The following is a 17,244-nucleotide window of genomic DNA, read 5'->3' on the forward strand; positions in this document are numbered from 1 at the left end:
TGATCGTCCCTGGATTTATTAACACCCATAGCCATTCAGTAATGTCTTATTTTAGAGGTATAGCCGATGATTTATCGCTTAACGATTGGTTGTTCAAAGAGATGCTGCCAAGAGAGGATTTTTTGGAAAGTGAAATGGCTTACTACGGTGCCTTAGTTTCTATGTTAGAAATGATTTCCAACGGAATAACAACTTTTGTTGATATGTATATGTTTACTGATGAGATAGCTAAAGCTTCATACGATTTAGGAATTAGGGCATACATATCAAGAGGGCTCTCTTTTGATACAGATGAGGGTTGGAATAGAAGGATAAAAGAAAATATCGAAACGTATGAAAAATACAATGGCTTAGACAATAGAATTTATATAGGCTTTGGGCCTCATGCCCCTTACACCGTTCCTATGAATAAATTGAAAGAAGTAGCTGAGATCGCGAAAAAGTACAACACTCACATTCAGATTCATTTGTTAGAATCAGCAAATGAAAGAAATCAGTACAATCTTTTAGATGTTGAAAATACGGGTTTGTTCGATCTTCCTACGATAGCGGCGCACTGTGTCCATGTGGATGAAAAGGATATAGAGGTTCTTTCAAGGAAAGAAGTGAATGTGGCTTATAACCCTGTCAGTAATATGAAGTTGGGCAATGGGATAGCTCCCATAGTGGATATGCTCGATAAGAATATAAACATAACCTTTGGTACGGATGGTTGTGCAAGCAACAACTCTTTGAACTTCTTCAACGAGATGAAGTTTGGAGGTATATTGCAGAAATACAAGTATGGGCCTGATAGATTTTCAGTAGAACAGATTTTAAGAATGAGCTGGGAAAACGGAGGTTTTGCCTTAGAAACAAATATCGGAAGGTTAGAACCTGAGTTCAAAGCAGATTTGGTTGTTTTAGATATGGATTCTTTTGAGTTTTTCCCTAATGATTTATCAAGGTTGAAGTCTCATATAGTTTATTCTGCAAATCCTAAGAACGTTTTTGCAACGATGGTAGCGGGGAAGTTTTTGTACTACGATAGAGAATTTTTAACTTTAAAAGAGGAAAAGGAGCAAATATATGAGAAATTCCATAAATTTTACCAAAGAATCGAAGATAAGTATAATAATAGCGATCATTCTGATAGCCATAACGACGATAGGGATATCTAAACCCATCGATGATTACATAGAGTTTTCTCCCAAAGGCTATGAGGAGATAAGTAGGATAGTCACCAGAAACGGGACTATAATAAACACAACGGTCTCAGACACTGGCGAACATTTGGAGATGAACTTCAAAAAGAATGGTGGTTTGTACGAAGTTCACGTCGTTCATTTCGATAATCCGTTCACTTTGTTGAATTTTTGGTATACCTTTGTGAGTGATTATTCTGATGGCTTAGCCGCTACTTTTTCAGCTATTCCCTTTATATATGGTGAGTATAACGACGCGTATATGAAGATGCAAATCAGTGCTTGGTATAGGGGAGTAAATAACTTATTTTTTGTTGTTTATGGACCAAAAAGAAGCGTCATAAACGACCTGAAACTTCAGTTGAATAGATGGTGATTTTGTTGGATTTGTATAATAGGTTAAGTGAGTATTTTAAGAATAGATACGGTGAAAGGGTGCAAAGGTTACCGATCAACGCAGGATTTACTTGCCCAAATAAAATAGGCGTAAGAGGTAAGGGTGGATGTATTTATTGCGATTTAACGGGGAGCGGTTTTGCCGCTTTTAAGCCTAAGGTAAGTATCGAAGAGCAGGTTAAGGAAATGATTAATAGATACGAGAAAAAAGCTAATAAATTCCTCGCCTATTTTCAGGCAAACACTAATACTTACGCCCCTGTTGATGAATTGAAAGAAAAGTATGAAAGTAGTTTAATAGACGATAGAATAGTAGGTTTGGATGTATCGACCCGCCCGGATTGTGTTCCAGATGAGGTGATAGCACTTTTAAAAACTTTTAAAGATAGAGTTGATGTTTACGTTGAGCTCGGTGTTGAGAGTACTAACCCCAATACGTTAAAGTATATGAACAGAGGGCATTCTTTGGCTGAGGTTATAGATTCTGTAAATAGGTTAAAAAAAGCGGGATTAGAGGTTATTCTGCATTATATAATAGATTTTCCTTGTGATACATTAGAAGATGTGAAAGAGATGGCTAAGGTTAGTTCCGCCTTGAAGGTTAACGGTGTAAAATTGCATTCTTTGTATATCGTTGAGAATACAAAACTTGCCGATTTGTATAAAAGTGGAGAGTTTGTACCTTTGACGCTGGATGATTTTGTAGAAAGGGCAATTACTTTCTTGGAATACTTAGATCCACAGGTCGTGATTCATAGACTCGTTGCTGATCCTCCAAAAACCGGAACGTTACATGGAAATTGGGGGATTTCTAAAATAAAGATTTTAAACTTAATTGAAAATACGATGAGAGAGAGAGGTTCCTATCAGGGGAAAAATTTTAACTATTTGAATAATTGAAGTAGGACGGTTGATCGCGAGTAGGCATACTTGGCCTATTTTGAGGAAAGTCCGGACTCTAAGGGCAAGATACTGGTTAACAACCAGAGGGAGTGATCCCTGAATAGGGCCATAGAAAAGAAAACCGCCGAAAGGCAAGGGTGGAACGGTGAGGTAAGAGCTCACCAGTGTCAGAGCGATCTGGCAGCTTGGTAACCTCTATCTTGAGCAAGGTCAAGCAAGAAGGCCAGAGGTGGCCCGCCGAGAGACTTGAGTGTCCGCCTTCTGGGTAGACCGCGTAGATTAATGGTCAACTTGACAGAATCCGGCTTATAGTCCTACTGATATATTAAACAATGACGCCCGTTCTGGGCGTCATTGTTTAAGTTATTCTTCTTTCGGAAGTAATTGGAGTATAGATAATTCTGAAGCGTCACCTTTTCTATAACCGATTTTTAATATTCTTGTGTAACCACCGTTTCTATTTTCATATCTGGGTGCGATCTCATGTACTATTTTGTAGACTAGTTTTCTGTCGTTGAAGTGTTTGTTTATATCCCTGTTTAAAGCTACTCTCCTTTCTGGGAGATCAGTCGAATTAGCTTCCTTGGCTTTGGTGATTATTCTTTCAACAAGGGGCCTTACGGCTTTTGCTTTTGCGGTAGTAGTGATTATACTTTCAGATTCAAATACACTTCTAGCCAAATTGTTCAACAACGCTTTTCTATGGGAAGCATATCTATTTAATTTTTTAGTTTTGACTCTATGCCTCATCGAAGGTGTTCCCCCTTTCTTCTTGGTGTAATTTTTCGTAATCTATATCAAATTTCTCACTTAGCTCTTTTTTTATCTCGTCTAAAGATTTTCTTCCAAAGTTTTTGATTTTAAGAAGGTCAGCAGGTCTTCTTTTTAATAGTTCTCCAATGGTGTCTATTTTTTCTCTTTTTAAACAGTTTTTAGCTCTTTTCGTTAAATCCAAAGAATCAATCTGAGTTTCCACTAAATCTTTTGGCAACCCAAAAATATTTTCTTCCGCTTCTTCCTCTTCTTCTTCCTCTCTTTCAACTGAAACTTCCATTTGTTCTATAGCGCCCTCTTCTCCTTCTTTTTCCCAAAGTTTGGAAATGAAATCAAAATGTTCCATTAAAATTTTTGTTGCTTCTTTTAATGCTTCGGTGGGTGTTATGTTTTTTTTCGTCCAAATTTCAAGTATTAGCTTATCGTAGTCAGTTCTTCTTCCCACACGGATATTTTCGGTTAAATAGTTAACTTTAAGAACGGGACTGAACACTCCATCGATGAATATGTATTCGATGTCACTTTGAAATGTCAATTCTTGGGCAGGAATGAAACCTTTCCCTGCTTGAGCGTACAATTCAAAGTCTACTTCCATATCTTTATTTACATGGGCTATAACAAAATTTGGGTTGGCTATTTCTACTCCTGCCGGAGTTTTTATGTCCCCACTTTTTATGACTTGACCTGCTTTGTATTTCTTTCTTAGACTCAATAAAATTGGGTAATCTATCTCGTTGAGACTTTCAATGTCGTCAACCTTTAATTGAACCTTTTTTAAGTTTAAAGTTATTTCCAAGATGTCTTCTTTTATACCCTTTATTGTGTCGTATTCATGTAATTTTCCTGGGATACGTAGCCCGGTTATAGCCAAAGATGGAATGGACGATAACAACACCCTTCTTAATGCATTACCTAAAGTTATAGCATATCCTTTTTCCAGAGGAAACAATTCGTATTTTGAGTAGTTATATTCATCTTGCTCTTCCTTTTCAACTATCCTAAATTTTTCCGGTTTTATTAATATCTCCATATTATCTCTGATCCTTATTAGGGAGTCAGAGCACACCTCCTTTCCTGCCCCTTATGAGCGAGGTGATATTTTGTGTTTCAAATAAATAATACTTTTTACTTAGAGTAAAGCTCTATGATGTTAATCAAAGGTACAGGAACATCCATTTCATCAATATTTGGTAGTCTTTCGAAAGTTCCCCTATAATTTTCAAATTCCACGTTTACCCAATTGGGAATATTTCTATATCCTTCTTGCACTAATTCTAATCCTTCTCGTACTTGTTGTATGTTGCGACTTTTTTCCTTAACTTCTATTACATCCCCTACTTTAACTCTGTAAGATGGAATATTTACTTTCTTTCCGTTAACTAATATATGTCCATGAGTTACTATTTGCCTTGCCGTTCTTCTGTTTGGTGCGAAACCCATTTGATAAACTACAGAATCTAACCTTCTTTCTAAGAGTTGCATCAAAACTTCTCCAGTTTCTCCGCTTGGGGATCTTTCAGCTTCTTCAAAAGTGTTTCTGAATTGTTTCTCCATTAAGCCGTACATTCTTTTTAAGGCTTGTTTTGATCTTAATTGCATAGCGTATTGAGTCAATTTTTGTTTTTGTCTTCCGTGTTGTCCCGGAATGTAATTTCTTTTTCTAAGGGCTGATTTCTCAGTGTAGCTTCTTTTCCCTTTTAAATAAAGGTTTATTCCTTCGCGTCGAGATAATTTTTCGAGTGGTCCTATGTACCTCGCCATTAATTCTTTCCCTCCTTAATTAGAATCTTTTCTTTTTTGGCCTACAACCGTTGTGAGGTATAGGGGTGACATCTTTTATACTTTCTACATTTAGACCTGCAGCCTGTAAAGCCCTAATAGCGGATTCTCTTCCAGAACCTGGCCCTTTAACATATACATCGACCCTTTTTACCCCCAGATTTAGAGCTTCTTTTGCAACTTTATCTGAGGCCATTTGAGCTGAGAATGGAGTCCCTTTTTTGGCTCCTTTAAATCCAACATTTCCGCCACTAGACCATATTATTGGCCTGCCTTCAGTATCTGTTAAAGTAACGATTGTGTTGTTGAAGGTTGAATGAATGTGTATTGCTGCTTTTTCGGGAGCAGCTTTCTTTTTTTTGGTTCTTTGCTTTACTCCTTTTTTTGCCATTTATTTAAAAGCCTCCTTAAAAATTTGATTTATTACTCTCTTTAGAAACGCTAAAACTTGTGTTAGCGCCCCTTCGCCCCGCTCCCCACCCATAAGGTTAAAGTAATTTTTATCCATTTACATAGCTCCCCACCCATGTGGAAAAGGGATCTGCAATCCCTTAAACCCCTACAACTCACCCTTAAGGATGATGAGAAGCTCAGTTAGCTTTATCTTTTTTTGATCTTGGTTAATCTTGGTCCCTTTCTAGTTCTTGCGTTGGAGTGGGTTTTCTGACCTCTTACGGGTAATCCCGCTTTATGCCTTTTCCCCCTGTAACTACCAATGTCTATCAAACGCCTAATATTTTTATTAACCTCTTGCCTTAGTTCACCTTCAACTTTATAATTTTCGTTTATGTGGTGAGTTAGCTTTGAAATTTCATCGTCGGTTAGTTCTTTTGCTCTTTTGTTAGGGTCTATTTCTAAGTTATTTAATATATCAAGTGCTGTTTTTCTACCTATTCCATAAATATATGTTAATCCTACAAATAACGCTTTATTATCTGGTACTTCAACACCTAAAATACGCGCCATCCTTTTATCCTCCTCTTAAAGAAATTCTTATTATCTTATTATCCTTGTCTTTGCTTGTGTTTTGGATTTTTTGAACATACAACCCAAACTTTTCCGCCTCTTTTTACTATTTTACAGTGCTCACATCGTTTTTTTACAGAAGCCTTCACCTTCATAATTTATTTCCTCCTTCTTGATTCTCATTCTCTGTATTGATCTATTTTTTAATTTTTGTTGCCTTTTTCCCTTTTCACTATTCTTCCTTTGTTTAAATCGTAAACGGAGACTTCCACAGTGACTCGGTCTCCTGGAAGTATTTTGATAAAATTTTTTCTCATTCGCCCAGAAATATGGGCTAATATTTCATGCCCATTATCTAATTTAACTTTAAAATTTGCATTAGGTAAAGCTTCAATGATGTATCCTTGCATAACAACGACGTCTTTTTTAGCCAATACAATCCCTCCTTTTTCAGGGATTTTTTTCTGTCATTAGTAACTCTAAAATACGATTTAGCGCCCTTCCCCCGCTGCCCCCCCTGTGGAAGAGGGACCTGCGGTCCCTTAGACCCATACGTTAAGGGGCTTGCCCCTTAAAAACCCCAAAATCTGTGTTTGTTTAAAAAAAGTTTTTTGCACAAGGCTGCAAAAGGGTAAACCCTTTAAGATCCCAAGTTCAAAATCAAAATCAACTTAAAAACATAGTTTGCATACTACAGCAAACAGTGCTCCGCCCTGTGACCCTTTTAAAACCAGATACTTAATTTTGGAAAATGATTTTTAGAACTTTTTATGTAAGCTGCGCTTAGTCCTTATTTGCGCCCCTTCGCCCCGCACCCCACCCTTCTTAGGAAAGGACCTGCGGTCCCTTAGACCCCTCAACTTACTCATAAGGATAAAAGAATTTTTATCCATTTCCACATCGCTGTCCGCCCATAAGGAAAAAGGGATGGAGGAGGGTTCCCCCGTGACCCTAAAAATAAACCCTTAAATTATAGTTGCGTTAGTATTTCTGGGCCATTTTCTGTCACGGCAATTGTATGTTCAAAATGCGCTGCTTTCGATCTATCTCTGGTTACCGCTGTCCAACCATCTTCTAAAATATCCACTTCGTAACTTCCCATAGATACCATTGGTTCTATAGCAATTGTCATGTTTTTTCTTATTTTTGGGCCTCTATCTTGTCTTCCATAATTTGGAATTTGAGGATCTTCATGTAATTTCCTTCCTACGCCGTGACCTACGTATTCCCTTATTACAGAAAAACCTTTACTTTCAATATAAGTTTGAACTTCGTAACCAATATCACCAATTGTATTACCAACTACAGCTTTTTTTATACCCATATACAAAGATTCTTTGGTCGCTTCAACCAATTCTTTTTCCTTTTCAGAAACTTGTCCTATTATGTAGGTCCTGGCAGAATCTGCTATGTATCCTTTGTAAGTTAAACCACAATCTACGGATACAACATCACCATTTTTTAAAACTTTACTTCTCAATGGAAATCCATGAACAACTTCTTCATTTACAGAAAAGTTGATGGCATATTTGTAACCACTATAACCTTTGAAAGTGGGTATAGCATCTTCCTTTTCCATGTATGCTAAAACATATTTTTCAATATCTTCTCCGTTAACGCCTTCTTTCACTATTTCCGGAAGTAAAGCGTCAAGAAGACGGGCAAGCTTTTTTCCAGCCCGTCTCATCATTTCTATTTCTTGATCAGTCTTAATTATTATCATTATTTGTTAAAACTCCTTAGTATATTAAACAATTCTTTTGTAACGTCTTCAACATCTTGAGCACCGTCTATTGTAATTATTTTGTTATTTTTTCTATAATATTCTATTACGGGCTCGGTATTTTTCTTATATACTTTGTATCTTTCTCTGACTACATCTTCTTTGTCGTCGTCTCTTTGAATTAATTTTGTACCACATACATCACATTTTTCGTCTTCTTTTGGTTTAAGTGTGATTAAATTATATACTTTTCCACAGTTTGGGCAAACTCTTCTATTACTTATCCTTTTTACTATTTCCTCTTCAGAAACATCGATTAGTACTGCCGCATCTATTTCTTTTTTCAACTCTTTTGTTGCCTGATCTAAAAATTTTGCTTGGTCTAAAGTTCTAGGATAACCGTCAAGTATAAAAGAATCTAATTCTTCCAGTTTTTCTTTTACCAAACTGTTCATTATTTCATCTGAAACTAATTCTCCACGATCCATAATTGCTTTAGCCTTTTTACCTAATTCTGTACCTTTGCTAACAGCATCTCTTAAAATATCTCCGGTGGATATGTGTACAACATCAAACTCCTTGGCTACCTTTTTGGCTTGAGTCCCTTTACCTGCACCAGGGGGTCCGAAAAATAAAAGTCTCAACGAAAATTCATCTCCTTCCTCGTAGCCTTCCTTTTTTCATAAAGCCTTCATACTGTCTAACTATCATGTGTTGCTCCATCTGTTGAACTATGTCTAAAGCAACTCCCACTGCTATTAGGGTACTGGTACCACCTATCCAAATTTGCTGCATCCCTGAAGCACCTCTGATAAAGTAGGGGACCAAAGCGATTACTACCAAAAAGATCGCTCCTATGAATGTTACCCTCGTCATAACTGAAGTGATGTAATTAACAGTCGGTTTTCCTGGTCTTAAACCTGGTATGAACCCGCCATAATTTCGAATATTATCTGCTACGTCGTTTGGATCCATAACAACAGAACTGTAGAAGTATGTAAAGAAGAAAACCAACAAACCATACAACACAAGGTAAAGCGGAGCACCTATGGCAAATAGTCTATCGTCTACCGTCGTGTTTGTCACTCCAGCAATCATACTGGGTAGAGTCATGATAGCCGAAGCAAAGATTATTGGAATTACCCCTCCACCATTTACCTTAATAGGTAAATATGTTGAGGAACCTCCATAAATTTTGGTGCCGACCACTCTTTTTGCATACTGAATATTAATTCTTCTTTCAGAGGTTTGAACCGCTACCACGGCTATTACTATAAATATGGCAACAGCCGCTAAGAGTATCCATTCTAACGGAGTTAAACCTATGAGAGCTTCTGCTGCATATGTAGGATACCTCGATACTATACCTGCAAATATTAAAACAGATACTCCGTTTCCTATTCCTTTTTCGGTGATTAATTCACCTATCCATAGTAAAAACATCGTTCCTGCTGCTATAGAAACGGTTGCTAAAGTTACAAAGAGGACTGGTGATAGGTTGGGGGATCTGTAATTGTTGGCAGCTATGGACATTAATAATCCTTGCCCAAAAGCTAACACTAACGTTAACATCCTGGTGTAATGAGCGAATTTTTTTCTCCCACTTTCACCTTCTCTCAACATTTCTTTTAAACTAGGTATTATAGAAGAGAGAAGTTGAAAAATGATCGAAGCTGTAATATAGGGTGTTACTGAGAGAACAAATATAGATAAATTGCTTAATGCTCCCCCAGCAAAAACGTCAAAAAAACCGATGAATCCTCCAACCGCTCCTTGGGCTGCTCCACTTAAAGCAGATTGCCATGCCTCAATATTTATTCCCGGAATGGGGATGTAAATACCTATCCTAAACCCTATCAACGCTAAAAAGGTGAATATAACCCTATCCCTTAATTCAGGAATCCTAAAAACGTTCCTAAAGGCTTTGAACATGTTATTCAATCACCTCTATTTTCCCGCCAACAGCTTCAATTTTCTCTCTAGCAGTTTGAGAGAAAAAGTTAGCTTTGACAACAAGAGGTTTTGATATTTCTCCTTTTCCTAATATTTTTACTCCATCGTTCAATTTTTTTATTACTTTCCTTTCTAGAAGTATATCTGGAGTTACTTCTTCATTTTCTGAGAAATACTTTTCTAATGTTTCTACGTTTACAACAGAATATACTTTTTTGAATGGTTTATTAGAAAATCCAAATTTTGGAGTCCTTCTAATAATGTTTGTTTGTCCACCTTCAAAGGCTTTACCGATTTTACCACTTCCTCTAGCCTTTTGACCTTTGTGCCCTTTTCCGGATGTTTTTCCTAATCCTGAGCCAATTCCTCTTCCTAACCTTTTTTTGGGTTTTCTTGATCCTGGTGTAGGTTTTAGATCTTCAATTTTAAGTGGCATGTATATAGCCTCCTTATTTACAGTTTGTTTAATTAAGAATCGATTTCTTCCCACTCAACTAAGTGATGTACAGTCCTTATCATTCCTCTAATTTGAGGATTGTCAGGTTTTATTACTACTTTATCTTTTCTAGTTAAATCTAAAGCATCGAGAGTAGCTAATTGTCTTTTGTTCTTCCCTGCTCTTCCTCTTACTAATTTTATTTTTAGGCTTGACATCGCTCATACCCCCTCGTGTGCACCAAAAAATACTTGTTTTACAGTTAAATCTCTCAACTTTGCAATTTCTTGAGGAGATCTTAGCTTTTTTAATCCATTGTAAGTGGCTTTAGCTAAATTTAATACGTTCGTTGAACTAATGGATTTACTTAGAATATTATCTATTCCTGCTAATTCAACAACGGCTCTTACAGCTGAACTAGCTATAACACCGGTACCTGGCCCTGCTGGGAACAGTAATACGGTGGAAGCATCTTGTTCACCGATTGTTTCGTAAGGAATGGTTCCATTTCTAACGGGGACTTCTATTATATTATTCTTTGCATTTTCAATTGATTTTCTGATGGCTTGTGGAACTTCCCGGGCATTCCCAACTCCTAATCCTACTTTTCCATTTCTATTACCTACTACTGAAACAGCTCGAAATGAAATAGTTTTTCCACCTTTAGTTACTTTACTGACCCTTCGAATTTCGATTACTCGTTCTTCTAATTCATTTGCAGCATCAGTAGCTTTTACTTTCTGATCGCTCGGCATAAATTACCAACACCTCCTAAAACTTTAAGCCCGTTTCTCTTGCTGCTTCAGCAAGAGCTTTTACTTTTCCATGGTATTTGTAACCGCTTCTATCAAAAACTATTTCTGTTATACCTTTTTCTTTTGCTTTTTCAGCTATAAGTTTCCCTACTTCTTTTGCAGCGTTTTCATCCCATGTTTTTTCTAATTTTTCTTTCAATTGTTTTTGGGTTGTTGAAGCAGACACCAATGTGACACCTTTGGTATCGTCTATTATTTGAGCGTATATATGCTTTTGACTTTTAAAGACTGTTAGTCTTGGTTTTTCTGGTGTTCCTCTAACGTTTTTTCTCACTCTTAAATGCCTTTTTCGTCTAAGGGCTTTTTTGTCTAATTGTTTTATCAATTTAAAAGGGACCTCCTTTGCGGAAATGTTTTAAACTTTCTTTCCTTCTTTTCTTAAAACACTTTCTCCAACGTATTTTATACCTTTACCGCTGTATACGTTAACTTTTCTCAAACTTCTTATTCTTGCAGCGACTTCTCCAACTTTGTATTTATCTATACCTTTAACCACCACTCGTGTGGGTTGTGGAACCTCTATTGTTATTCCTTCAGGCACCGGAAATTCTACCGGCTTTGAATAACCAATATTCAAGACTAAATTTTTCCCTTGAAGTTGCGCTCTGTACCCAATACCAGTAATTTCTAATTCCTTTTGGTATCCTTCAGTTACACCTTTAATCATGTTTCTCACGTGAGAGGTGAACGTACCTCTGAGCGCTTTTAATCGCTTCTCGTCAGAACCTCTTTTAACTACGCCTTCTTTTGATTTAATCATTAATTCGTTGTTATCTGTGTAAACTTCCAAATATTCGGGTAAATTTAGACTTAATTCACCTTTTTTACCTTTGATTTTTATTGTTTGTCCATCCACTAATAATTCTAAACCATCAGGAATAATTGTTGGTTTATCAGCTATTCTCGATTGTGGCATCTAGGCACCTCCTCACCATACATAACAGATTACTTCTCCACCAACTTTTTTCTCTCTAGCTTCTTTATCGGTCATTACTCCTAAGGACGTTGAGAGTATAGCTATACCTAATCCACCTTTTACTTTTGGTATGTTACGGGTATTAACATATACTCTTCTTCCGCTTTTTGAAACCTTTATGATTCCTTCCATTATAGGTTTTTTTTCTCTTCTAGTTCCTTTGTACTTTAAATAGACTTTGAGTATTCCTTGTTTACCATCGTCTATGAATTTATAATCATTGATAAATCCTTCTTTTTTCATTATTTCTAAAATGTCTCTTTTTAAGTTCGAAGCAGGTATTTCTACACTCTCTTTGAACACCGAGTTGGCGTTCCTTATTCTGGTTAGCATATCAGCTACCGGATCGCTCCACATTCGTTTTTCCCTCCTTACCAGCTAGCCTTCTTAACTCCAGGAAGTTTACCTTCTAGAGCCTTTTCTCTGAAACATATTCTGCATAAACCGAATTCTCTATAAACAGCTCTTGATCTGCCACAAACTTTGCATCGTGAGTACTCTCTTGTTTTATACTTTTGGGTTCTTTTGGATTTTTCTATAAGCGCCTTTCTCGCCATTAATTACAACCTCCATTCATGATTTTTGTAATGGGAAACCAAAATATTCTAACAGTTTCCTTGCTTCCTCATCAGTTTTAGCTGTGGTAACGATTGTTATATCCATTCCTTGAACTCTATTTATGTCATCAGGCTTAATTTCTGGGAAAATTAGTTGTTCAGGAATTCCAAAGGTATAATTGCCTCTCCCATCAAAAGAATCAGATGGCAATCCTCTAAAGTCTCTTAATTTTGGTAATACAATATGATTTAATTTGTACAAGAAATTATACATTTTCCATCCTCTCAAAGTTACTTTTACACCTATTGGCATTCCTTCCCTAACCTTAAAATTAGCAACGCTTTTCTTAGCTCTGGTTATTAAGGCTTTTTGCCCGACTATCCTTGTTAACTCTTGAGCATGTTTTTCAACAACGGCTCTATTTCTGGAGCCTTCTCCAACTCCCATATTAACAACTATCTTTACAAGTTTTGGTACTTGTAGTTCGTTTTTGTAGTTAAATTCTTTCATCATAGAAGGTATTACTACTTCTTTGTATCTGTCTTTTAGAGGTATATATTGAACTTTTTCCATTGATAGTCCTCCTTTTTGCTTCTTCCCTTACTTACTTGCTAGGTTTTTACAATGTTTCAACAATTCGAATGGATTAAGACTTATCTACTATTTCACCACATTTTTTGCAATATCTTACTTTGCTTCCATCCTCAAGAAATTTAAATCCCACTCTGGTTTTTTGATCACAATTTGGACAAACCAACATAACGTTTGAAATATCAATAGGACTGGGTTGCTCGATAATTCCCCCCTCCCTCATCTTTTGAGTGGGCCTTTGATGTTTCTTAACGACGTTTACGTTATCTACAATAACTTTTTTATCCTTTGGAATAACCCTTAAAACTTTGCTTTTTTTCCCTTTATCTTTTCCAGAAATTACTATTACAGTGTCATCTCTTTTTATTTTATACATATTTTCACCTCACCAAACTTCTTTTGCTAACGATGCTATTTTCGCATAGCCTTTTTCCCGCACTTCTCTGGCTACTGGGCCAAAAACCCTCGTCCCTAAAGGTAATTTATTTTTATCAACTAGTACTGCAGCATTGTCATCAAATCTAATATAGGTTCCATCTTTCCTTTTTATCTCTTTTTTCGTTCTGACAATAACGGCTTGAACTACTTGACCTTTTTTCAAATCTGTGTGAGGTATGGCTTCCCTAACGGAGCAAACAACGGTGTCTCCAACGGTTCCTTTTGATTTATGAAATCCTCCGAGTACTTTAATAACTCTTAAAACTTTTGCTCCAGAGTTATCAGCGACTCTAACTTTACTCTCTAGTTGTACCATCAACCTCACCTCCAAAGGCTTCTTGTACTTCTTCTTCAACTGACTCGGGTGTTTCAACTTCTTCCGATAAAATATTTTTTCTCACAATTCTTTTTAAAACAAAAGCCTTTGTTTTGGAAAGCTTTCTAGATTCTTCTATTTCAACAATATCACCGATCTCACATTCGTTATTTTCGTCATGTGCATGGTATCTTCTGGTTTTTTTAACAAATTTGTGGTATTTGGGATGTTTGGTAAGTCTGTCTGTTTCTACCGTTATCGTTTTGTCCATCGCATTGCTGACAACTTTTCCCGTTATTATCTTTTTAGACATGAAATTTACCTCCTTATTCCGAGTTCCCTTTCTTTGAGGATGGTCTTTATTCGAGCTATATCTTTCTTTACTTGCTTGATACTTGAAGAATTTTTTAGTTGTCCAAGTTCAAGTTGAAACCTCAATTGAAATAATTTTTCCTTTAAATTGTTTAATTCTTCATTGAGCTCTTCGTCTGTTAATTCTCTCATCTCAGTTATTCTCATCAGAGCTCCCCTCCTATTTCATATCTTTGAACTATCTTAGTCCTTATCGGTAGCTTGGAGGCGGCATACTCTAAGGCCCTTTTGGCAGTTGCTTCATCGACTCCACCTATCTCAAACATTACCCTTCCCTTCTTTACAACCGCTACCCAACCTTCTACATCACCTTTACCTTTTCCTTGCCTTGTTCCAATACCTTTGGAAGTTACTGGTTTATCTGGAAAAACGTTAATCCAAATATTTCCTGTTCTTTTTAAGGTTCTAACCATAGATAACCTACATGCTTCTATCTGTTGAGCGGTTATCCATGAACTTTCCATCGCTTTTAATCCCCAGTCACCAAAATGTACCAAACTAGCACCTTTTGTCATTCCTTTGACTGTTCCGCGTTGTTGTTTTCTGTATTTCACTCTTTTAGGCATTAACATTTAGGATTTCCTCCTTTTTTACCATTTCTACGATCTTTAGCATGCTTTAGCGCCCCTTTGCCCCGCTCCCCACCCTAAGGAAGAACACAATATTTTGTCCCTTCATTTCGTAGCTCCATCCATAAGGATGGGGAAAGATATCTTCACTCCGCTCCTTACCTTTTAGGATGAGCAGAAGACTTTGCCTCTTCATCTGGTAGCCCATCCATTTGGAAACATTATTGAATTATCGTATCTCCATGATAGACCCATACCTTTATTCCTATGGTGCCGTATTTAGTTTGAGAATGAACGATAGCGTAATCTATGTTTGATCTTAAGGTTTGAAGAGGTAATCTTCCTTCCATATACCATTCTGTTCTTGCTATTTCAGCACCACCAAGCCTGCCAGAAACCATAATTTTCACGCCTTTAGCGCCTCTTCTCATGGCGTTGCTTATAGCTCTTTTCATGGCAACTTTGTGCGAAACCCTTCTTTGAAGTTGACCCGATACATCTTCAGCTATGAGTTGAGCATCAACGTAAGGATTTTTTACTTCTTGAGCGTAGACCTTAACATTTTTATCGCCCACTATGTTTTTCAAATCATCTCTAATTTTTTTTATCTCTGAACCTTTTCGTCCGATCAAAATCCCTAGTCTTGCACCATAGATATCTATTCTTATTAACGAATCGCTGGGTCTTTCAATTAATATATCTGAAATTCCGGCAGCTTCGTAATTTGATTTTAGATAATTTCTTATCTTTTCATCTTCATGTAAATAATCAGAATAATTCTTTTCGTTAAACCATACAGATTTCCAATTTTTATTGTTTCCAAGCCTGAAGCCGTTTGGATGCACTTTTGATCCCACTTAATTCACCTCACTTTATTTATCGGCACTTTTGTCTCTCACGGTTATATAAATATGGCTCATTCTTTTTTGAAGAATATCTGCTCTTCCATGAGACCTTGGCCATAGTCTTTTTAGTCTAGGGCCTTCATTCACCATTATTTCAGAAACATAAAGATTTTCAGCGTTCAACCCAAAATTATTCTCGGCGTTGGCTATCGCGGACATCAAAGTTTTGTATAGTATACGTGCTGATTTTTTTGGACTGAAAGTGAGTATTTGAAGTGCTTCACTTATATCTTTATTTCTTATTGAGTTGGCCATGGATCTAACTTTTTTTGGTGATATTCTTACATACTTTGTAACTGCCCTAGCTTCAACAATTGGTTCAGCAGCTTCTTTTTCTTTTCTCAATCTATGATAAACAGACCTTTTTACTTTTCTACCATCTTCTTGAACTCTGGAAACATTATTAGTAGCCATAAACTACCCTCCTCAACCTTGCTTTTCTAACTTTCCTTTAACCGCTTTTTTGTCCGGATGCCCTCCAAACCTTCTGGTTGGAGAAAATTCACCTAATCTATGACCGATCATTTGTTCAGTTATATAAACCGGTATGTGTTTCATTCCGTTATGAACTGCTATTGTGTGCCCAACCATTTCTGGAAGGATCATTGAAGCTCTTGACCAAGTTTTAATGACTTTTTTTTCACCCTTTTCGTTCATCTCTCTAATTTTTTTAATAAGACTCGGATGAACATATGGACCTTTCTTTAAAGATCTTCCCACCTACTGCACCTCCTTGCTCTTTCTGTTTAGTGCCTACTTTCCTCTTCTTCTTACAATAAATTTATCGGATTGTTTTTTTCCTCTTCTTGTTTTATATCCTTTAGCAGGAGTCCCCCATGGGGATTTAGGAATGTGACCTTTGCTCCTACCTTCTCCACCACCCATTGGGTGGTCTACTGGATTTTGCACCATACCTCTTACCTTGGGCCTTCTTCCCAACCATCTGGTTTTTCCCGCTTTACCGTAAACTTCGTTGGAATGGTCTTCGTTGCTTACTACACCGATGGTAGCCATGCAACTTAAACGAACCCTTCTCAACTCACTAGAAGGCATTTTTAAAAGTGCATATTTACCTTCTTTAGCCATTAACTGAGCATAAGTCCCTGCAGATTTTGCTATTTTTCCACCTCTGCCTGGTTCAAATTCTATGTTGTGTACAAGCGTACCCAAAGGAATGTTCTCCAAAGGTAAGCAGTTGCCAACTTTGATTTCAGCATTTGCACCATTCATTACAGTTTCTCCAACTTTCAATCCCTTTGGAGATAATATATACCTTTTTTCTCCATCAGCATATACTAGTAGAGCTATCCTTGCACTTCTGTTGGGATCGTATTCTATTGAGGCAACTTTTGCAGGGATATTTACTTTATTCCTTTTAAAGTCGATTACTCTGTATTTTCTTTTATGCCCACCACCACGATGCCTCATTGTAACTCGACCATAATGGTTCCTTCCACCTGTTTTTTTCAATGGTTCCAGTAAACTTTTTTCAGGTTTGACTTTTGATAATTCGGAAAAATCAGAAGTCGACATATATCTTCGCGAAGGTGTTACGGGTTTGTATTGTTTTAACGCCATTATTTATTCCCC

The 17,244-nt window shown here is 36.8% G+C and carries 30 protein-coding genes and 1 other RNA gene; 4 read left to right on the top strand and 27 right to left on the bottom strand.

Features of this window, described 5'->3' with window-relative positions:
* The 4 genes from AA81_RS05220 to rnpB all read left to right on the top strand — a co-directional run.
* Positions 1 to 1,160, top strand: a 1,160-nt coding sequence (locus AA81_RS05220; protein ID WP_103898446.1) for an amidohydrolase, incomplete at its 5' end; no start/stop codon positions are given.
* Positions 1,069 to 1,560: a hypothetical protein gene (locus AA81_RS05225; protein WP_103898447.1), complete on the top strand. Its 492-nt coding sequence runs from the start codon at positions 1,069 to 1,071 to the stop codon at positions 1,558 to 1,560. The genes AA81_RS05220 and AA81_RS05225, both read left to right, overlap by 92 nt.
* The gene (mnmL, locus tag AA81_RS05230) at positions 1,554 to 2,480 is read left to right on the top strand and encodes a tRNA modification radical SAM protein MnmL/YtqA (protein WP_169999619.1); all 927 of its coding nucleotides are present in this window, start codon (positions 1,554 to 1,556) and stop codon (positions 2,478 to 2,480) included. The genes AA81_RS05225 and mnmL overlap by 7 nt, the downstream gene beginning before the upstream one ends.
* An RNA gene (rnpB, locus tag AA81_RS05235) (RNase P RNA component class A) lies at positions 2,479 to 2,808 on the top strand. The genes mnmL and rnpB overlap by 2 nt, the downstream gene beginning before the upstream one ends.
* Before the next feature lie 38 nt (positions 2,809 to 2,846).
* Here rnpB and rplQ read toward each other — a convergent pair.
* The 27 genes from rplQ to rplB all read right to left on the bottom strand — a co-directional run bounded on the left by rplQ (position 2,847) and on the right by rplB (position 17,232).
* Positions 2,847 to 3,233 carry a 50S ribosomal protein L17 gene (rplQ, locus tag AA81_RS05240; protein WP_012208588.1) on the bottom strand — a complete coding sequence of 129 codons (387 nt, stop codon included), beginning with the start codon at positions 3,231 to 3,233 and terminating at the stop codon, positions 2,847 to 2,849.
* Complete coding sequence (locus tag AA81_RS05245) at positions 3,223 to 4,287, bottom strand: DNA-directed RNA polymerase subunit alpha (RefSeq protein ID WP_103898467.1); 1,065 nt, start codon at positions 4,285 to 4,287, stop codon at positions 3,223 to 3,225. The genes rplQ and AA81_RS05245 overlap by 11 nt, the downstream gene beginning before the upstream one ends.
* Positions 4,288 to 4,382: 95 nt before the next feature.
* Positions 4,383 to 5,018: a 30S ribosomal protein S4 gene (gene rpsD, locus AA81_RS05250; RefSeq protein ID WP_103078821.1), complete on the bottom strand. Its 636-nt coding sequence runs from the start codon at positions 5,016 to 5,018 to the stop codon at positions 4,383 to 4,385.
* A 19-nt stretch (positions 5,019 to 5,037) separates the two neighbouring features.
* Positions 5,038 to 5,427, bottom strand: a complete 390-nt coding sequence (gene rpsK, locus AA81_RS05255; protein WP_103898448.1) for a 30S ribosomal protein S11 — start codon at positions 5,425 to 5,427, stop codon at positions 5,038 to 5,040.
* 209 nt (positions 5,428 to 5,636) lie between these two features.
* Positions 5,637 to 6,002 (bottom strand): 30S ribosomal protein S13, encoded by a 366-nt coding sequence (gene rpsM, locus AA81_RS05260; RefSeq protein WP_103078822.1) that lies wholly within the window; start codon positions 6,000 to 6,002, stop codon positions 5,637 to 5,639.
* Positions 6,003 to 6,040: 38 nt separating this feature from the next.
* Complete coding sequence (rpmJ, locus tag AA81_RS05265; protein ID WP_103078823.1) at positions 6,041 to 6,157, bottom strand: 50S ribosomal protein L36; 117 nt, start codon at positions 6,155 to 6,157, stop codon at positions 6,041 to 6,043.
* A 48-nt stretch (positions 6,158 to 6,205) separates the two neighbouring features.
* Positions 6,206 to 6,436: a translation initiation factor IF-1 gene (gene infA / locus AA81_RS05270; RefSeq protein WP_103078824.1), complete on the bottom strand. Its 231-nt coding sequence runs from the start codon at positions 6,434 to 6,436 to the stop codon at positions 6,206 to 6,208.
* A gap of 536 nt (positions 6,437 to 6,972) precedes the next feature.
* Positions 6,973 to 7,725, bottom strand: a complete 753-nt coding sequence (gene map / locus AA81_RS05275) for a type I methionyl aminopeptidase (protein WP_103898449.1) — start codon at positions 7,723 to 7,725, stop codon at positions 6,973 to 6,975.
* A complete protein-coding gene (locus AA81_RS05280) occupies positions 7,725 to 8,369 on the bottom strand; it encodes an adenylate kinase (protein ID WP_103078826.1) in 645 nt (214 codons plus the stop codon). Before AA81_RS05280 ends, map begins: the two co-directional genes overlap by 1 nt.
* A 7-nt stretch (positions 8,370 to 8,376) precedes the next feature.
* Positions 8,377 to 9,657 carry a preprotein translocase subunit SecY gene (secY, locus tag AA81_RS05285; RefSeq protein WP_103076381.1) on the bottom strand — a complete coding sequence of 427 codons (1,281 nt, stop codon included), beginning with the start codon at positions 9,655 to 9,657 and terminating at the stop codon, positions 8,377 to 8,379.
* Between the two features lies 1 nt (position 9,658).
* Positions 9,659 to 10,114 carry a 50S ribosomal protein L15 gene (gene rplO / locus AA81_RS05290; protein WP_103076382.1) on the bottom strand — a complete coding sequence of 152 codons (456 nt, stop codon included), beginning with the start codon at positions 10,112 to 10,114 and terminating at the stop codon, positions 9,659 to 9,661.
* Between the two features lie 32 nt (positions 10,115 to 10,146).
* Complete coding sequence (gene rpmD, locus AA81_RS05295) at positions 10,147 to 10,332, bottom strand: 50S ribosomal protein L30 (protein WP_103066425.1); 186 nt, start codon at positions 10,330 to 10,332, stop codon at positions 10,147 to 10,149.
* A 3-nt stretch (positions 10,333 to 10,335) separates the two neighbouring features.
* The gene (gene rpsE / locus AA81_RS05300; RefSeq protein WP_103076383.1) at positions 10,336 to 10,869 is read right to left on the bottom strand and encodes a 30S ribosomal protein S5; all 534 of its coding nucleotides are present in this window, start codon (positions 10,867 to 10,869) and stop codon (positions 10,336 to 10,338) included.
* Between the two features lie 16 nt (positions 10,870 to 10,885).
* Entirely contained in the window at positions 10,886 to 11,254 is a 369-nt protein-coding gene (gene rplR / locus AA81_RS05305; protein ID WP_103076384.1) for a 50S ribosomal protein L18, read from the bottom strand.
* 30 nt (positions 11,255 to 11,284) lie between these two features.
* The gene (rplF, locus tag AA81_RS05310; protein WP_103898450.1) at positions 11,285 to 11,845 is read right to left on the bottom strand and encodes a 50S ribosomal protein L6; all 561 of its coding nucleotides are present in this window, start codon (positions 11,843 to 11,845) and stop codon (positions 11,285 to 11,287) included.
* A gap of 12 nt (positions 11,846 to 11,857) precedes the next feature.
* Positions 11,858 to 12,262, bottom strand: a complete 405-nt coding sequence (gene rpsH, locus AA81_RS05315) for a 30S ribosomal protein S8 (RefSeq protein ID WP_103898451.1) — start codon at positions 12,260 to 12,262, stop codon at positions 11,858 to 11,860.
* A 14-nt stretch (positions 12,263 to 12,276) separates the two neighbouring features.
* On the bottom strand, positions 12,277 to 12,462 hold the full coding sequence (locus AA81_RS05320; protein WP_103078834.1) for a type Z 30S ribosomal protein S14: 186 nt from the start codon (positions 12,460 to 12,462) through the stop codon (positions 12,277 to 12,279).
* 16 nt (positions 12,463 to 12,478) lie between these two features.
* On the bottom strand, positions 12,479 to 13,036 hold the full coding sequence (gene rplE / locus AA81_RS05325; protein WP_103898452.1) for a 50S ribosomal protein L5: 558 nt from the start codon (positions 13,034 to 13,036) through the stop codon (positions 12,479 to 12,481).
* 73 nt (positions 13,037 to 13,109) lie between these two features.
* Positions 13,110 to 13,430, bottom strand: a complete 321-nt coding sequence (rplX, locus tag AA81_RS05330; protein WP_103898453.1) for a 50S ribosomal protein L24 — start codon at positions 13,428 to 13,430, stop codon at positions 13,110 to 13,112.
* A 9-nt stretch (positions 13,431 to 13,439) separates the two neighbouring features.
* Complete coding sequence (gene rplN / locus AA81_RS05335) at positions 13,440 to 13,808, bottom strand: 50S ribosomal protein L14 (protein WP_103076390.1); 369 nt, start codon at positions 13,806 to 13,808, stop codon at positions 13,440 to 13,442.
* Complete coding sequence (gene rpsQ / locus AA81_RS05340) at positions 13,789 to 14,121, bottom strand: 30S ribosomal protein S17 (RefSeq protein WP_103076391.1); 333 nt, start codon at positions 14,119 to 14,121, stop codon at positions 13,789 to 13,791. The genes rplN and rpsQ overlap by 20 nt, the downstream gene beginning before the upstream one ends.
* Before the next feature lie 5 nt (positions 14,122 to 14,126).
* A complete protein-coding gene (gene rpmC / locus AA81_RS05345; protein WP_103066435.1) occupies positions 14,127 to 14,327 on the bottom strand; it encodes a 50S ribosomal protein L29 in 201 nt (66 codons plus the stop codon).
* Complete coding sequence (gene rplP, locus AA81_RS05350) at positions 14,327 to 14,752, bottom strand: 50S ribosomal protein L16 (protein WP_103076392.1); 426 nt, start codon at positions 14,750 to 14,752, stop codon at positions 14,327 to 14,329. The genes rpmC and rplP overlap by 1 nt, the downstream gene beginning before the upstream one ends.
* 218 nt (positions 14,753 to 14,970) lie before the next feature.
* Positions 14,971 to 15,606 (bottom strand): 30S ribosomal protein S3, encoded by a 636-nt coding sequence (gene rpsC, locus AA81_RS05355; protein WP_103076393.1) that lies wholly within the window; start codon positions 15,604 to 15,606, stop codon positions 14,971 to 14,973.
* A 15-nt stretch (positions 15,607 to 15,621) separates the two neighbouring features.
* Entirely contained in the window at positions 15,622 to 16,068 is a 447-nt protein-coding gene (gene rplV, locus AA81_RS05360; protein ID WP_103076394.1) for a 50S ribosomal protein L22, read from the bottom strand.
* 12 nt (positions 16,069 to 16,080) lie between these two features.
* Positions 16,081 to 16,374 carry a 30S ribosomal protein S19 gene (gene rpsS / locus AA81_RS05365; protein ID WP_103076395.1) on the bottom strand — a complete coding sequence of 98 codons (294 nt, stop codon included), beginning with the start codon at positions 16,372 to 16,374 and terminating at the stop codon, positions 16,081 to 16,083.
* Between the two features lie 33 nt (positions 16,375 to 16,407).
* The gene (rplB, locus tag AA81_RS05370) at positions 16,408 to 17,232 is read right to left on the bottom strand and encodes a 50S ribosomal protein L2 (protein ID WP_103898454.1); all 825 of its coding nucleotides are present in this window, start codon (positions 17,230 to 17,232) and stop codon (positions 16,408 to 16,410) included.
* Positions 17,233 to 17,244 lie beyond the last annotated feature (12 nt).

This window comes from Petrotoga halophila DSM 16923 (assembly GCF_002924615.1).